The sequence below is a fragment of the Sphingobium sp. FW305-3-2-15-F-TSA7 genome (assembly GCF_058787155.1).
In genome coordinates, this window is the sequence record NZ_JBYSZM010000025.1 from 41,754 (window position 1) to 57,894 (window position 16,141).

At 65.0% G+C, this 16,141-nt stretch carries 16 protein-coding genes; 3 read left to right on the forward strand and 13 right to left on the reverse strand.

All coding sequences use genetic code 11. The annotated features are described in order from the left end of the window. Positions 1–85 precede the first annotated feature (85 nt). Together AC3WN8_RS19240 and AC3WN8_RS19245 are read left to right on the forward strand one after the other, a co-directional pair. Positions 86–709 carry an ArsR/SmtB family transcription factor gene (locus AC3WN8_RS19240; RefSeq protein WP_492671087.1) on the forward strand — a complete coding sequence of 208 codons (624 nt, stop codon included), beginning with the start codon at positions 86–88 and terminating at the stop codon, positions 707–709. 10 nt (positions 710–719) lie between these two features. Then, positions 720–1,442: an SRPBCC family protein gene (locus AC3WN8_RS19245; protein WP_492671088.1), complete on the forward strand. Its 723-nt coding sequence runs from the start codon at positions 720–722 to the stop codon at positions 1,440–1,442. Between the two features lie 41 nt (positions 1,443–1,483). Here the strand turns inward: AC3WN8_RS19245 and AC3WN8_RS19250 are convergent, their stop codons facing one another. From AC3WN8_RS19250 to AC3WN8_RS19260, 3 genes are all read right to left on the reverse strand, one after another. After that, positions 1,484–3,724 carry a xanthine dehydrogenase family protein molybdopterin-binding subunit gene (locus AC3WN8_RS19250; RefSeq protein ID WP_492671089.1) on the reverse strand — a complete coding sequence of 747 codons (2,241 nt, stop codon included), beginning with the start codon at positions 3,722–3,724 and terminating at the stop codon, positions 1,484–1,486. A gap of 3 nt (positions 3,725–3,727) precedes the next feature. Further along, a complete protein-coding gene (locus tag AC3WN8_RS19255) occupies positions 3,728–4,189 on the reverse strand; it encodes a (2Fe-2S)-binding protein (protein ID WP_492671090.1) in 462 nt (153 codons plus the stop codon). A gap of 173 nt (positions 4,190–4,362) precedes the next feature. After that, positions 4,363–4,554 (reverse strand): hypothetical protein, encoded by a 192-nt coding sequence (locus tag AC3WN8_RS19260; RefSeq protein WP_492671091.1) that lies wholly within the window; start codon positions 4,552–4,554, stop codon positions 4,363–4,365. Positions 4,555–4,576: 22 nt separating this feature from the next. Here AC3WN8_RS19260 and AC3WN8_RS19265 point away from each other — a divergent pair, with 22 nt between their 5' ends. Beyond that, the gene (locus AC3WN8_RS19265; protein ID WP_492671092.1) at positions 4,577–6,838 is read left to right on the forward strand and encodes a TonB-dependent receptor; all 2,262 of its coding nucleotides are present in this window, start codon (positions 4,577–4,579) and stop codon (positions 6,836–6,838) included. Positions 6,839–6,888: 50 nt separating this feature from the next. Here AC3WN8_RS19265 and AC3WN8_RS19270 read toward each other — a convergent pair whose 3' ends face one another. Genes AC3WN8_RS19270 through AC3WN8_RS19315 form a run of 10 tightly spaced genes read right to left on the reverse strand, consistent with a single transcriptional unit; the run spans position 6,889 to position 16,136 of the window. Next, complete coding sequence (locus AC3WN8_RS19270; RefSeq protein WP_492671093.1) at positions 6,889–7,599, reverse strand: class II aldolase/adducin family protein; 711 nt, start codon at positions 7,597–7,599, stop codon at positions 6,889–6,891. Between the two features lie 18 nt (positions 7,600–7,617). Beyond that, positions 7,618–8,775, reverse strand: a complete 1,158-nt coding sequence (locus tag AC3WN8_RS19275; protein ID WP_492671094.1) for an LLM class flavin-dependent oxidoreductase — start codon at positions 8,773–8,775, stop codon at positions 7,618–7,620. Between the two features lie 13 nt (positions 8,776–8,788). After that, on the reverse strand, positions 8,789–9,730 hold the full coding sequence (locus AC3WN8_RS19280; RefSeq protein WP_492671095.1) for an LLM class flavin-dependent oxidoreductase: 942 nt from the start codon (positions 9,728–9,730) through the stop codon (positions 8,789–8,791). Next, a complete protein-coding gene (locus tag AC3WN8_RS19285; protein WP_492671096.1) occupies positions 9,727–10,362 on the reverse strand; it encodes a nitroreductase family protein in 636 nt (211 codons plus the stop codon). The genes AC3WN8_RS19280 and AC3WN8_RS19285 overlap by 4 nt, the downstream gene beginning before the upstream one ends. After that, positions 10,362–11,207: an ABC transporter ATP-binding protein gene (locus AC3WN8_RS19290; protein WP_492671097.1), complete on the reverse strand. Its 846-nt coding sequence runs from the start codon at positions 11,205–11,207 to the stop codon at positions 10,362–10,364. The genes AC3WN8_RS19285 and AC3WN8_RS19290 overlap by 1 nt, the downstream gene beginning before the upstream one ends. A 13-nt stretch (positions 11,208–11,220) precedes the next feature. Further along, positions 11,221–11,988, reverse strand: a complete 768-nt coding sequence (locus AC3WN8_RS19295; protein ID WP_492671098.1) for an ABC transporter permease — start codon at positions 11,986–11,988, stop codon at positions 11,221–11,223. Further along, positions 11,985–12,743, reverse strand: coding sequence for an ABC transporter permease (locus AC3WN8_RS19300; RefSeq protein WP_492671099.1), 759 nt, complete (start codon positions 12,741–12,743; stop codon positions 11,985–11,987). Before AC3WN8_RS19300 ends, AC3WN8_RS19295 begins: the two co-directional genes overlap by 4 nt. A gap of 2 nt (positions 12,744–12,745) precedes the next feature. Next, the gene (locus tag AC3WN8_RS19305; protein WP_492671100.1) at positions 12,746–13,945 is read right to left on the reverse strand and encodes an MFS transporter; all 1,200 of its coding nucleotides are present in this window, start codon (positions 13,943–13,945) and stop codon (positions 12,746–12,748) included. Further along, the gene (locus AC3WN8_RS19310; protein WP_492671101.1) at positions 13,942–15,057 is read right to left on the reverse strand and encodes an ABC transporter substrate-binding protein; all 1,116 of its coding nucleotides are present in this window, start codon (positions 15,055–15,057) and stop codon (positions 13,942–13,944) included. The genes AC3WN8_RS19305 and AC3WN8_RS19310 overlap by 4 nt, the downstream gene beginning before the upstream one ends. Positions 15,058–15,077: 20 nt before the next feature. Next, positions 15,078–16,136 (reverse strand): ABC transporter substrate-binding protein, encoded by a 1,059-nt coding sequence (locus AC3WN8_RS19315; RefSeq protein WP_492671102.1) that lies wholly within the window; start codon positions 16,134–16,136, stop codon positions 15,078–15,080. Positions 16,137–16,141 lie beyond the last annotated feature (5 nt).

Here is a 16,141-nt window from a genome sequence, read left to right on the forward strand (position 1 = left end):
CACCCGCAAAAACCGGCGGAAAAGTTCGGAAGTGGCCAGCGGCCCGCCAATTGACAGTAAATATTGTCAATTGTAGAATTGGGCTATGGTGGAGAGTGAATCGCTCAATCTTGTCGGCGATCCGGTGGCGGCGCGGGTGGCCCTGTCGCCGCTCCGGCGGCAATTGCTCGAACGGCTGACCGAGCCGGTTTCCGCAACGGGGCTGGGCGACGCGCTCGACCTGCCGCGTCAGCGGGTGCGGCATCATCTCAAGGTGCTCGAACAGGCTGGGCTGATCGTCGAGGCCGGGGAACGCAAACGGCGCGGCTTCGTCGAGAAACTCTATGTCGCGCGGCCCGGGGCGATGATGATCGATCCGATGCTGCTCGGTGGGTCACCACCCGATCCCGATCATCGTGAAAGGCAGGATCGCCATTCGGCCGAACATCTCGTGCGCACGGCGGCGCGGATGGTGCATGAGGTGGGGCGGATGCGCGGTGAGGCCGAGCGCGAAGGGCGCCGCCTGCTGACCTTCACCATCGAGGCGGACGTCGGTTTCGCGACGCCGGCCGAGATCGATATGTTCACCGCCGCGCTGACGCGCGCGGTAAGCGATCTGGCAGGCGCCTATCCCGCGAGCGGCGATCGCCGCCGATTCCGCCTGACCGCGACGGGACATCCGGCGGTGGGCACATTGACCGGAGATGCAGAGGGCAAGACGTTGAACTGAGGAGGATGCGATGGCCGACCGGGTTCTTGTGGAAATGACGATCGCGGCACCGGCGGATGCCGTGTGGGATGCGCTGACCGATCCCGCCAAGATCTACAACTGGCATGGCTGGGACGATCCGAGCCTGAAGGACGAGGTCGAATTCATCTACGTCAAATATGGCCGCCCCGATCATGCGACGCGCATCTTCGGTTTCGAAGGCATGGGCGATCGCTTCGAAGTCGAGGCGCGAGGCGGCCAGACCGTGCTTCGCGTGATCCGCGCGGTGCCCGACGGCGAAAGCTGGGACGATGTGTATGAGGATATGGTCGAGGGCTGGATCAGCTTCGTCCAGCAGCTTCGCCTTGCCGTCGAAAGCCACGGTGTCGGCCCGCGGCGGACCATCTATCTGAGCGGATCGGACGCGGTGCCGAGCGAAGCGCTGGGTCTGGCGGCCCTGCTCGCTACGCCGCCGGGCCAGCCCATCTCGGTGACGCTGGCGACGGGGGACCGCATCGACGGCATCGCCTGGCATCGGACATCCTGGCAGTTCGGCATGACCGTCCCGCAATGGGGAGACGGGTTGCTGATCGTCACCGACAAATCGAAGACCAGCGAAACACCCGACGGCCGCGGCATGGTCATCCTGACCACCTACGGCCTGAGCGACGCCGATTTCGACGCGCTCGAAACGCGCTGGACGAGCTGGTGGAACGCGACTTTCGCGCCGGCGAAGGAGCAGGGCTGCGGATAGTCGGCAGGCTCCCGGAGTCTTGCGTGGCAGCTCTGGAAACTTCAGCTCCAGCTGAGATCCTGTGTCAGAAATGGCTGCCGCCGCAATCTCTTGCCCGTCGCGCGAAAAATGGCGTTACCCACCGCCGGGCCGACGGTGCCGACCGGCGGTTCTCCGATCTCGCTATACCGGTCGGCGCCGGATAGCCCACCGAAATGGACGTTGATCCGCGGCGCATCGGCCATGCGCAATATGGGATAGCTATCGAAATTGCCCTCCACCATCTTGCCGTCGGCGACGTTCATCTCCTCGTGAAGCGCCATGTTGAGGCCGAATATCAGCCCGCCCTCGATCATGTTGATGGTCTCGTCGCGGTTCATCACCTTGCCGGTATCGAACGCGCAATCGAGCTGCTTCACGCTGAGCAGACCGGCTTTGGTCACCGCCACCGTCGCAATCACCGCGATGCAGGTGCCGAGCGTTTTCTGGCCGTTCAATCCCCAGCCGGTAATCGCCACGCCTTGCGCGGTGCCCCGCGGCAGTTTCTTGCCCCAGCCCGCCTGCTTCGCCACTTCGCGCAATGATTTGGTCCAGCCCGGATTGGGGAAATCGGCGAGCAGGCGCAGCCGATAGTCGACCGGATCGGCGCCCGCCGCATGGGCGCATTCGTCGATGAACGTCTCCTGGAAGAAGGTGTAGCTGTTGTAGCCCGGCCCACGATATGGCCCCGGCGTCACGTGCAGCGGCAATTCCCGCGCATCGACGCGGACGGCCGGAATGCATCCCATGAAATAGGCGGTGTCGGCAAAGCGCGGATAATGGCCGCGCGAGGCCTGGCGTGCGATCGCTGCGACGGGCAGGCCGGTCTCGACATCCAGCGCGGCACTCAGTTTTGCTGCCATCATCGGCCGGTATTTGCCTTGCCTGGTCATTTCCTCGCGCGACCAGATCACATGCACCGGTCGTCCCGGAAAGCGCTTGGCGATCGCGACGACCATGCGCACATCGTCGCTTTCCAGGCGCCGTCCGAAAGCGCCGCCAACCAGGGTCTGGTGGAAAAAGACACGCTCCGGCACGATGCCGGCTTCGTCGGACGCGACCCAGAAGGCCTGCTGCGAATTCTGCGCGGGATGCCACACGTCGACACGCTCGGGCGTGACGAGCGCGGTGCCGTTCAGCGGCTCCATCGGGGCCTGGTCGCAATAGGGTGTCAGATAGACCTGCTCGACCTTGCGCGCGGCCGTCGCGATGCCGGAGACATCGCCATAGGCGTGCTCGACCCGTGAGTTCTCGTCGGTCTCGACCGCGGCCGTGGCGGCATCGTAGATTTGCCGGGTCGTCTTCCACTGGGCGCCGCGACCATCGTCCCATTCGACGGGAAGCGCTTCCAGCGCCTTGCGCGCCTGCCAATAATGCTCCGCGATCACCGCCACGGCGGCGCGGGGCGCCGTCAGCGAATAGCCATAGGGGGCACCCGACATCATCGCCACGCCTCTCGGCTCGTCGGGATCGACAGTGACCACCGCCAGCACGCCGGGCATGCCCTTCACCGCCGCCGCATCATGGCTTTTCAGCCGGCCGCCATGCACGGGCGATTGCATGAGTGCCGCATAGACCATGCCGGGCACGCGCACATCGATGCCATATTCCGCCGAGCCATCGACGATCGAGGGGATGGTGAGCTTTGACGGGCTCGTCTTGCCCATCAGCGTCCATTCGGCGGGTTTCTTGATCACCGGCTCGGCGCTCAGCTTCACCTTCGCCGCCTCCGCGACCAGTTCGCCATAGCGAAGCGTCCGCGCGGTTGCCGTATGGGTGACGACGCCTTTGCTGGTCGTCACTTCAGCCAATGGTACGGACCAGCGCGCCGCCGCAGCCGCGCGGATCCGTTCCCGCGCATTCGCGCCGACCTGTTGCATCGCCTTGATGCGCTGACCCATGGTTGAGCGGCCACCGAAAAACGCCGCGGCGGGATGGATCGGCGAATAGCCGCCATAGCTCCGGTAATCGCGGTTGGTGGACGCATATTCCGTCCGGATGTTGGCCCAGTCGCAATCAAGCTCTTCGACGACCATCAGCACCGACTGCGTCATGGCGCCGTTGCCGAACTCGGGGGAGGCCACGCGGATCGTGACGGTGTCGTCGGGGGCGATCAATATCCATGGGGTGAGTTCGGTATTGGCGTCCGCCCCCACGGAGCCGAGTGCGGCGTGGAAGGGAACCAGGCCGATCGCCAGGCTGCCGCCGATCAGGCCACTGCGAACCAGAAAGGCGCGCCGGTCGAGAGTGTTGCTATCGCTCATCGCTCAAGCCTTTCGCGATGTGATGCCGGCGACTTCGCGGATCGCGGACCGGATCCGGTTATAGGTTCCGCAGCGGCAGATATTGTCGACGGAGGTCGAGATGTCGTCGTCGCTTGGCCTGGGCTTTTCTTTCAGCAGCGCGGCAGCCGCCATGATCATCCCGGCCTGGCAATAGCCGCATTGCGGCACATTGTTCCTGATCCAGGCCTGTTGCAGCGGGTGCGATCGATCCGCCGACAAGCCTTCGATGGTCGTCACGGCGCCGGAAACTTCGCCGGCCGGGATCATGCACGATCGTGTCGCGGCGCCGTCGATATGCACCGTGCAGGCGCCACATTGGGCGATGCCGCATCCGAACTTCGTGCCGGTCATTCCCAGATGATCGCGAAGCACCCATAGCAGAGGCGTTTCCGGATCGACCTCCACTTCATGGATTTTGCCGTTGATCGTCATCTTCAACGGCATGGTCGCGCCTTTCTCATGTCTTCCACACCGACCTCTCCCGATATTTATTATAATGATACAGACCATTAAATCTCTGTCCGATGCCGATCTGCGATGCCTGAAGTGCCAAAAAGGCAGATTTCGGCAAAATCGGCATTGCTACGATTCAATCGCCATAACCCATTCGTATCAGGTCATATTATCGACGCCGCCAAGGCTTGGTAGCCGAAAATACGGGCCATTGTACCAATATGACTATTATTATAACCAAAGCCGCAATGAGCCAGGTTCAACTGGCTGAGCAAAGAGGGGATGACCATGACGCGCAGCTTCGTGAAGCGGAGGATTTCGTCGAAAATCGCAGTGAATGCCACGTGCTCGATCATGGCCGTTGCGGCGGGATTGTCCGTGGAGGCACCTGCTTTCGCTCAAAGTGCCGGCGCCGCCGCTGCCGATGCGGCGGCCGAGGACCCCGCCGGCCCCGGGCTGCAGGACATCATCGTCACTGCGCGCCGACGTGCCGAAAGTGCCCAGTCCGCACCACTGCCGGTCACGGCGATATCCGGCGCACAGATCGATCAGTTGGCGGTCGCCCGCCTGTCCGGCATCGCGCAACTGGCGCCGAGCCTGAAAGTGACGCAGGCGTCCGGCAGCGCCAATGCGCCCGTGGTGTTCATCCGCGGTATCGGGACGATCGCGACCACGCTCTACAGCGAGCCATCCGTCGGCATCTATATCGACGGCGCCTATACGCCGCGGCCCCAGGGCAACTCGCTGGACCTGCCCGATATCGAGCGGATAGAGGTTCTGCGTGGTCCCCAGGGGACATTGTTCGGGCGCAACACCGTCGGCGGCGCGATCCTGCTGGGCACGACCGAGCCCAAGGACGACGCTTCGGGTCGGGTGCAGTTCGGTTACGGAACCAATGACGAGACGATCCTGTCCGCCGTCGTCCATACCGGCCTGATCGGAGGATCGAGCTGGAAGGTGAAGTTTGCCGGGCAGATGCACGAGCGGGACGGCTGGGTGCGGACCGTCGGCTTCAACAAGACGGACTGGGGCGGCAATCAGAAGGATGTCAGCCTCGGGGTGGGGATTATGGGCGAGATCGGCCCGATCAAGGTCGACAATCGCGCACGTTACGGAAAGAACACGTCCTTCACCGGCTGGCAGGTCGTCGGCGGCACGCCGGCAGCGCTTACGGCCTATCGGAATGCCGCTGCCGCCAACCCTTCAGGCCCGCCCTTCGTGGTCGGCGACCGGCCGCTGGACCTCAGCTATCGCGACCCACGCGTACGCGGCAATTCGCAGATCGAGAATTATGGCGATACGCTGACGCTGACATATGACGCTTCGGACGCGCTGCAGGTGAAATCGATCACGTCCTATTCGCGCCTGAAAGAGGTTCTGGTCGGCCAGTTGGGCGGCAGTTACGTTCTGGGTCAGGTGTTGAACCCCGCCGTTCCGGGCAACCCGATCGAACCGGTCAGCGTCCATTCGACGCCCACCAATCCCGGACGCCAGCGCCAGTTCAGCCAGGAATTGCAGTTTTCCGGCGATCTCAAAGATATCAGCTATCTGCTGGGCCTCTATTATTGGGACGAGAAGGTTCACGAGAATGTGACGACGGTTCTCGGCGCGCTGGCTGGCCCCGCCTTTGTGCGGGTCAATCGCAGCGTGATCTATGACCAGACGACGCGTTCCCACGCCGCGTTCGGTCAACTCGTCTACAAACCACAGGCACTGGACGAGAAGCTCGAGGTTTCGATCGGCGGGCGATACACGAAGGACAAGAAGGCACTGACGACGGGCATCGTGCAAACCACGACGACGACGACACGAACGAACCAGGCGATCGGCGACGAATGGACCAACTTCGGCTATAGCGGCACCATCAGCTACACTTGGGCGCCGGGCGTGATGACATATGCCAGGATCGCCTCGAGCTTCCGGGCCGGCGGGTTCAATGCCGTGTCACCGGGCTCGCCGGGCTATGACCCCGAAAAGGCGCTTGCTTACGAGGCCGGGTTCAAGGCCGATCTCTTCGATCGCCATCTGCGCTTGAATGCCAATATCTTCCGGATCGATTACGACAATCTGCAGGTGAACCAGTATAACAGCACGACGCTGACCAATTTCGTCGTGAACGCCGGCAAGGCGACGTACAAGGGCGTCGAAGTCGAAGGCACGCTTCTGCTGGGCGAGCATATCCAGATCGACGGCAATGTCGGTTATGTCGATCCGAAATATAAGGAATATCTGCTCATCCAGGGCGGGGTTCCGGTCAATGTGGCCGGCACGGCGCACTTCCCCTATCTGTCCAAATGGACGACGCATCTCGGCGTGCAGTTCAAATCGGGCGAAACGCCGATAGGCGTCTTCACGCTGCGCGGCGATTATGAAACGAAAAGCAGCTCACGCCTTGCGGTGATCGATTTCCTGTCGCCGACGCTGCAAAATTTCCGCACGGGCAAACAGAAGGATCTGAGCGCGCGGATCATATTGAGCGACATTCCCGTCGGAGACGCCATTCGCCTGTCCGCGCAGATCTACGGTGCCAATCTCACCAACAATCGCTTCATCACCTTCGCAACCGATTTTGGCACCCTGGCGACAGCCAGCTTCAATCGGCCGCGCAATTACGGCTTGCGGGTCACGGCCGCTTTCTAAGCGTATCGCGCGGAAGGCCTTGAAGGCCTTCCCCGCGCCATCGCACTATTTCATTCCGCAGCGATCGCCTCTTCGAACCGGTCGGACGCGCGGATCAGCCCCGACATCTTCCATTGCTGTTCGAGTACGCCCGGGCCGTAATTCTGCGATCCGCCCAAAGTCTCGGCGAGCGCCTGGAGCCGTGCACCCTCTTCGAGCAGGACGATGTAGTTGGCGAGCGCGAGCAGGCCCTTGCGGCCCCAGGCGGTGGAGCCGCCATTGGCTTCGAGGATCGCGGGCACCTGGGGATCTTCGGCCAGCACCTCGAGAATGAAATTGGCCTCGCCCTGGCGGCGATCGATATAGATTGGCAGTTCGCGGGCCCGCGTCCAGCGCTGGACGGGGACGTAGCGGATCGGCAGCGCGCGGTGGCTTTGCGACCAGGCGCCGAGATAGGGCGTGTGGACATGGCTGACGGTGGTGATGTCGTCATGCGCGCGGAAGATCGGCAGATAGCGTCCGCCGCCGAGATTGGCATTGGGCGGGCCCTGAAGCACATCGCCCTCCAGGCTGTAGATCGTCGGCTTGAGCTCGGCATCGGGCGCGAATGGCCCCGGATAGCCGATCGAGACGACCGCGGCCTCACCGGGCACGCGCTCGACGAAATTGACGGTGCCGCTGGGCGAGATGGTGTGGGTGTCGCGCAGCCCCGCGAAAGCGGTGGCGGCGTCGCGCACGGCTTGCGCCGCGAAATCGGTGATGGTGGTGTTGAGAATGGTCATGGTCGGTCTCCTGGCGGGTCATTCGGCGGCTTGGAGCAGCGTCTCGGCCTTGCGGCCGAGCAGCGGCAGCACTTCCTCGCCGACGCGATAGGCTTCTTCGAGATGCGGCGTGCCCGCGAGGATGAAGGCATCGGTGCCGCGCGAGATCAGTTCGTCGAGCTTCGCCGCGCATTGCTCGTAGCTGCCGACGATTCCGAGCGCGGGGCCGCCGCGCAGCAGGTTGAAGCCGCCCCAGAGATTGGGGGCGACGATCAGTTCGTCATAGCGTTTCGCCTCGGTCGGCTTCAGCGCGGCCTGGCGCGCCGCGCCGACGGAATCGGTGGGCTGGCCACGCCAGCGCGCACGCGTTTCGTCGCTGACATTCTCGAAACCGATGCGGATATCGCGCCAGGCTTCCTCTTCGGTCGCGCGCGCGACCAGATCGACGCGGACGGCGCATTTCTGCTCGCCGCCGAGCGCCGCGGTGCGTTCCTTCACGCGCGCGAACTTGTCTGTGAGCTGGTCGAAGGGTTCGAGCCAGGAGAGATAATAATCGGCGTGCTTGGCCGCCGATTGCAATGCCGCGTCCGACGAGCCCGAGAACCAGATTTCGGGAATCTCCTCGCGGCCGAGCAGGGGCGGAAGGCCGCCATGCTCGACCTTGTAGAAGCGGCCGTCATAGCTGAAATCCTGATCCTTCCAGACACCCTTCAGCACGTCGAGGAATTCGGTGGTGCGGCCATAGCGGTCGTCATGGCTGAAACTGTCGCCCCACCAGAGCTGCGAAGGACCGCCGCCGCCGGTGATGATGTTGTAGACCGTCCGCCCGCCCGTCGCGCGCTGCAGGCTCGCGGACAGCCGTGCGGCCTGCACCGGATTGAGGAAGCCGGGCTGGAAGGCGATCATGAAGCGGAAGCTCTTGGTCTCGCGTGCGAGCAGCGGGGAGATCACCCAGGGATCGTCGGTATTGGGAAAGGACGGGATCAGCCCGCCGATAAAACCGGAGATCTCGGCTGCCTTCGCGATCTCGGCAAGGTGATCGATGTAGCGATAGCCGTCATCCTCGCCCGACGCGGTCAGACCCGGCGTCTGGTTACCGGGTACCAGCGGCGACCAGTCGCCCCGGTCGTACGAACCGCGACGGACGCTGGCGTGGCACCCATGGGTGGGCAGGCGCCAATAGAAATCGATGGACATAAATGTCTCCTGTTCAGGCGGCGCGCGCAGGCGCCACACGGGCACGCAGGCGCGGAAGGACGAATTGGCCGATGCGATAGGCTTCCTCGAAACCCGGCTGCGCAGTCAGCACGAAATGGCCGATGCCGAGCGATGCCAGTTCGGCGAGGCGATCGGCGACCTCGTCATAGCTGCCGGCAAGGCCCGGCTCATTGCCCTCATGCGCTTCGTCATCGGTCTCGCGCGCGACGAGCGGCTGGAGGATGCCATATTCGAGATTGCGGCCTTCTTTCAGCGCAAGCCGGTCGAGCGTCTCGATATGGCCGCGCAGTTCGTCGATCGGCGCATCGTCGAACAGATGAACGTCCGCATGGCGCGCGGACAGGGCAAGCGCTTCCTCGCTGGTGCCGCGCAGGAAAACCTTGGGAAAGGCGACGCTGTTGAGCGGTGCCTCGAAACCACCGCCCTCGACCTCGAAGAAACGCCCCTTGTAGCTGAATGGACGTTCGCCATGGACGCCCCGCGCGACGATCAGGAATTCTTCGGTTCGCGCGATCAGATCGTCCTCGGCCACCTGGTCTGCGCCGCGCGCGCGGGTGGCGGCATCGGCGTCGGGTGCGATCGCCCAGCCGAGCCGCTCATGGGCGAGGCGCTGGAAGCTGACCGCCTGCTTGGCGGCATAGACCGCCGAACCGACCGAAGCTGGGAATTCGGGAATGATCGTCAGCCGCGGCGCCGAACGCGCGACCGCCGCGGCGACGATCTGGCTGTCGTCGGCATCGGCGCGATGCGCGACGAACAGGCCGTCGAACCCCGTCAGCGCGGCGGCGCGGGCGATCTGCGCATAATAATCGTAGCGATTGATCGATGCGGTCCGGATATCGCGGACCACGGGCTGATAGCGTGGCCGTTCGGTCGGTTCGGACCGGCCATTCTCGGCGGCGACGTCGAGCTGCCAATAAATGCGGATCGTCATGCGGCGTTCCTCCCTGTCGGAAATGTGGGCGTCGGAAATGCGGGCGCACCGAAACGCCCGGAAAAGATGGTCTCGGTAAGCGGCTTGCGGCCGTTGGGCAGTTCGGCCGCGCGGAAATCCTCGTGCAGATCCTCTGGATCGGTGCGCCGGCTGAGCGCGATCATCGCCTGCACGTCATGATCGTCGGGAATGCCCAGGCGCTCGCGCGCCGCGTCGCGATCGAAGCCGCCAATGCCATGGGTATGCCAGCCGAGCAGCAGCGCCTGATGCGCGAAATTGGCCCAGGCCGCGCCGGCATCGAAACTGTGGCTGGTGATCGCGACGGGCTTGCCGTCGCGTTCGAACGCCCTGGCAGAGACGACGATGATCAGCGCGGAGGCGCGGTTCGCCCACAGCGTATTGCGCGGGTTGAGAAAGGACAGATAATCCGCCCAGCTCTGATCCCCCGGCCGCGCGAACAGGAAGCGCCAGGGCTGCGCGTTGAAGGCGGAGGGCGCCCAGCGTGCGGCCTCGAAGGCGCTTTGCAACACCGTATCGGGCACGGGTTCGCCGGAGAAACTGCGCGGCGACCAGCGTTCGACGAAGAACGGCTCGATGGGATGATCGGCCTTGCGCGCGATGGGACCGGTCATCAGCGCGCCTCCTGTCCCGGAAAGCGGACAAGGTTCTCGGGATCCGGCGCACCGGTGAGCTCGGCCAGGATCTCGTCGCGCAGGCGGTGGAGCACCGGCGAGCTGCGATCGCGCGGATGCGGCAGGTCGACATCGACGATGCGGCGGATGCGCCCCGGATTGGGCGCCATGACGATGACGCGATCGCCCAGATACAGCGCTTCCTCGACGTCGTGCGTCACCATCAGCACAGTCGAGCGCTGCCGCATCCAGATGCGCTGGAGCTCGGTCTGGACATGGACGCGGGTCAGCGCGTCGAGCGCGCCCAGCGGTTCGTCGAGCAGCAACAGCGTCGGTTCGGTCACCAGCGCACGCGCGATCGCCGCGCGCTGCGCCATGCCGCCCGATAGCTGGTGCGGATAGGCCTTTTCAAAGCCGGTCAGATTGACCAGCGCGATATGCTCGGCAACGATGCGCGCGCGCTGTTCCTTCGGGATTTCGCTGTTGAGCAGCGCGAGCCCGATATTCTCCTCCAGCGTCATCCAGGGGAACAGGCGGTGATCCTGGAACACGATGCCGCGATCGAGGCTGGTGCCGGTGATGCGTTTGCCGTCGAGCCTGATCTCGCCCGAATAATCGGTGTCGAGCCCGACGATCAGCCGCAGCAGCGTCGATTTGCCGCAGCCGCTCGCGCCGACGATGCTGACGAATTCGCCGGGGCGGACCGACAGGTCGATGCCGTCGAGCACGGGCAGCGCGCGGCCGTCGATCGCGAAGCTCTTGGAGAGGCCGGTAAGCGTGAGCGCGCCCTTTGCGGTGGCTTCGGCGGTGCCCGGCTGGGGCAGGATCCGGGGTCTGGCAGTCATGATGCGTCTCCGTTCACGCGGCATTGCCCTGCCAGCGCAGCAAATGGCCGCGCAGCCGGGCGAAGAGATGGTTGATGGTGAAGCCCAGCAGGGCGGTGACGGTGATGGCGACCAGGATGATGTCCATGCGCTGCTGCGCCTGTGCGATTCCCATCGTCGCACCCAGCCCGCCACCGGCGCCGAGCAGGATCTCGACGCCGATCGTGGCGATCCAGGCAAAGGCGATCGCCTGGGTGATGCCCGTCAGGATCAGCGGCAGCGCGGCGGGCAGCAGCACATATTGGAAGCGCTGAAGCGCGCCGAAACCATAGACGCGGCCGACATCGAGATAGCGGCGTTCGACATGCGCGATCCCTTCGTAGGTGCCGAGCACCGTCGGGTAGAAAGCGGCGAGGCTGATGATCAGCAGCTTGGCGGATTCGCCATTGCCGAGCCACAGCCCGATCAGCGGCAACCAGCCCAGCAGGGGGACCTGCCGGATCGCGTGGTAGAGCGGACCGATCAGCCGATCGACGGGGCGCAGCGTCGCCATCGCGACGCCGAGCGCGACCCCGGCAAGGCTGCCGAGCAGCAGCCCGGTCACCGCGCGGGACAAGGTGGTGAGCGCGTCGCTGAGCAGCAGGCCGCCCGTCGCAAGCTCGGCAAAGGTCGCTGCGATCGTGCCCAGCGGCACGAAGGCGAGCGCGCGCGCGCCGCCGCCACCCGATTGTGCGGTCCACCAGACCAGAATGAGCGCGGGCACGATCAGGCCGAGCGCGATACGGGGCAGGGTGCGGTTCATGCGACCCTCCAGCGCGTGTAACGGCGCTCGACCAGCTTGACGCCGCGATCGAGCGCGAAGCCGATCAGGCCGCTGACGATGACGCCGGCAAGGACGACGTCGATCCGGAACAGCTGGCGCCCCATCTCCATCATCTGGCCGATGCCGTTATCGGCCGCGAGCAGTTCGGCGGCGACGAGCACCAGCCATGCGCGCGTCAATCCCAGCCGCAATCCGGTGAGCACCGGCGGGACGGTGGCGGGGATCAGGATGCGCATGAGCAGGGACGGGAAGGGCGTGCGATAGACGCGCGCGACCTCCAGCCATCCCTTTGGAATGCCGCGCACGCCGTCGAAGGTGGCGAGCGCCACCGGGAAAAAGGCGGCAACCGCGACGACGGTGATCTTGAAGCCTTCCTCGATCCCGAGCAGCAGCACGAGCATCGGGATGAAGGCAAGGATCGGCACTTGCCGCACCGCTTGGAACAGCGGCTGAAACAGCGCCTCGAACAGGCGCGACAGCGCGAGCGCGGTGCCGAAGGCGAGACCGGCCAACGCGCCGATGCCGAACCCCCAAGCCAGCCGGAACAGGCTGTCACCGAGATGACCGCCCAGTTCGCCGTTGCGCACGAGCTCGGCGATGGTCTGCGCCACTTCGGACGGGGAAACCAGGATCTGCGGCGGGAACAGGCCGGTCGACGATGCGAGCTGCCATGCGCCGACAAGCAGCACCGGCGGAAGCAGCGCCGTGCCGAAGGCGATGATGCGTGCGGACATGATCAGGCTTCTCCCAACGCGATTGGCGCGGCGACCGCTCTGCGCCGGCGCAGCAGCCCGATCAGGGCCGCCGCACCGAACAGCACGGGCAGCCAGAGCAGGAAGACCGACTGGACCGCGACGAACTTGCTCGCGAGGCCGCCCGCGATCGCGCCGAATGACGATCCGGTCATCGATGCGAGATTGTAGAGACCGGCGATCTTGCTTTTGCCGCCGGGCACGCTCGCCAGCATGCGGACATTGACGAGGTGGACGATCGCGGATCCCGCGCTCAGCAGCATCGCGCCCAGGGCCAGCCCGGCAAAACCGCCGGTCAACCCAAGCGTCGCGAGCGCCAGCGCGGCCAGCGAAAGGCTGATGCCATAGGCATGCGGTGTCGCCAGGCGCTGGACGAGCGATCCGCCGAGGAAGAGCATCGCGACGGAGATCGTGCCCTGGAACAGCATGACATGGATGCCGTCCTGCTCGGTGAGCAGCGGCAGCCCGATGGCGACGAGGATGATGAAGGTGCCGAACAGCGCATTGGTCGCGCTGCTGACGAATTCGACGAGGCAGCTTTCGGCAACGCCGACATTGGCGAAGATCAGCTGCAGCTCGGCGATGAAGCCGGGGGTTTCCTCAGGCCCGCGCACGTCGCGCACCGGCAGGAAGGACAGGCTGAACAGCGCCATCAGACCGAACAGGGCGGCGACGATCCAGAAGCTGATCGCGATTCCGGCGCGCTGGCTGAGCAATGCGGCGGCGGCGGGGCCGATGATCGCGGTCCCGCCGGTGAGTGCGCCGCGATACCAGCCCGCCTTCGCCTGACCCAATGTCTTCAGACGTTCGAGGAAGGACGAGTTCATCGAAACCATGCGGAACGGGATGCACAGCCCGATCAGGCCGCGCCCGGCGGCAAGCGCGAGCCACGAGCTGCTGAGCGGCATGATGAGATTGACGAGCAGTGGGCCGAGGCTCGACAGGAAATAGACGCCGCGCGCGCCATAGCGAGCGATGATGAACCCGGCGGGCACGGTCACCAGCACCATGCCGATCGATTCCATCGCCGATACGATACCGACCTGGAACGGCGTGGCGCCCAGCGAGATCGCGTAGAGTGTCGTCAGGATCTTGCCGAGACCGACGGTGAGGCCGCTGATCGCGGCGAGCAGGATGAAGCTGGAAAGGAAACGCGTATCGGACAGCGTGTTCTCGTCGCTCATGAGCGCGGCACCTCTTGCGTGGCGGCCGCCTTGGCGGCAGCGGGGCGCCAGAAAGTCTCGAGCTTGAGGTTGCGGATCGCCTGGTCGGCGAAGCGCCGGTCGAGCAGTGCGTCGACATTCACCTTCTCGCGCACCAGGCCTTGCTTGAAAGTATAGTCGGCGGCGGCCCGGTAATGTTCGAACACGGGCGCGTCGAACAGCGGCGACCAGCGATCGGCCCATGCGACGCGGGGTTCGTCCCATTCCTTTTCGACCACGCTCAGCGGGGTTTCGCCGCGCGACGCGATTTCGGCGATGGCGGCCCGGTTCTCGGGCTGCGCCGCCCAATGCGCGGCGCGGACATAGGCGTCGGCGACGAGCTGGGTCAGTTCGGGTTGCTGGTCGACGAAATCCTTTCGGGCGAACAGCTCGGCACGCATCTTCCAGTCGGTCGGCGCTTCCTTGGTCGACCAGATGATCCGGCCGACGCCCTTCTGTTCGAGCAGGATCGCGTCGGACAGCAGGAAGACGGCGTCGACGTCGCCCGATGCGAGCGCCGCGTGGCTGGCGGGCGGATTGATGTTGAGGATCTTGAAATCGTCGAGCTTCAGGCCGTTGGCGTCGAGCAATTTGGCGAAGGGCAATTCCCACGGCCGGCCGCGATGGAGCGCGATCCTTTTGCCCTTCAGGTCGGCGATGCTCTTCGCCTCCAGCCCCTTGCGGACGACGAGATAGGCGTTCTGGCCGCGCCCCGACGGTACGATCAGCCGGGTCTCGACGCCGCCGGCATTGGCGATGAGCGCGGGGAAATCGCCATAGCCCGCGAAATCGATACGCTTGCCGGCAAAACCCTCGTTGATCAGCGGTCCGCCGACCGCGGTCGGCACCGGAAACCAGGCGAGTTCGACGCCTTTCTTGGCAAGCTGATCCTTCAGCCAGCCCTGCTGGATCACGACCTGTGCGAGGCCGCTATATTCCTGCCGGCCCTTATAGGGATAGGCGATGGTCGCGATCGTGAGCGTCCTGGGCAGGCCTGCGGTCTGCGCCGGCGCGTGCCCACGAAACTGGAACGCGATGAGCGCCGCGATGGCGGCGACCGCGAGTATGGCGATCGACAGGGATTTGCGCGACATGGTCTCGATCCTCCCTTCGCTCAGGCCGCGTCGCGCGCGCTGGCATCGTACAGGGCCTCGAACGGGCGCCGGTCGATCCACGCGCCCACGTCGAAATGGCTCGGCAGGAAACCGCGCTCGAACAGGAAGGTCGTGAAATCCGCAAGCGCGTCGATCGACGCGTCCGAAAGATCGGTTCCAAGCCGCTCGTGCAGCGTGTCGCCGCCATAGGCGGCGCGGACGAACTGTTCCGATGACCCGGTTTCGCGCGCGATATAGGCCAATGTTTCCTGCGGGTTATAGACCGCCCAATCGCCGGCGGCGATCACCTGGGCGAGCAGCCGTTCGGCGATCTCCGGATACTGGTCGAGCGTCGCCGCATCGACGGTGAGCGGACGCGGCGTGCCGTTGTTGATCCGGATCTTGGGATCGGGATGGAAACCGGTGTCGATCACGACATGCGCACCGGCGAGAAATGCGAACTCATGGCCGAGCGACCCCTTCACATGGATCGCATCGACCTCGCCGCGTACCAGCGCCTGGAATTCGGCGGTGTAGAGCGGGCGTCCGCTCCATCCACGGCGTGCCGTGATACCCAGCGGCGCTTCGCCGTCGGCGGTTGCCGGATCGCTCGCATCGATATCGATCCATTCGACCTCATGCTCGCCAACGCCGCCGAGCGAGAGGCCCGCGAGCAGCGCGCGCAGTGCGGTGGCGCGGAAGATGTCGATGCGCTGATCCTTGCGCAGCGGCAGCGCGATCCGCCGCCCCTTGAGATCGGCGACGGTGCGGATGCCCGATCCCGGCAGCGCGATGATCGCCTGGCTTTCGTCGATCCAGGACAGGCCGATGACGCGCGTCTCGACGCCGGCGGCGCGCGCCCAGATCGCCGGCACGCTGCCGCCCTGGCGAAAGCTGTGCGGCAGATGATGGTCGATATGCGAAGCACGCGCGCTCGCATCACTGGTTTCCTGGATCGAATTGACGCGGACGCCGAGCGGCGCGAACGCGCTGTCGATCAGCCCGCGGTTGATCGCGATGCCAAGCGGCGTGGGCACGGGGCAGCGCGTGTACCAGATTTCCTTAGGGTAATTGGACATGGCCT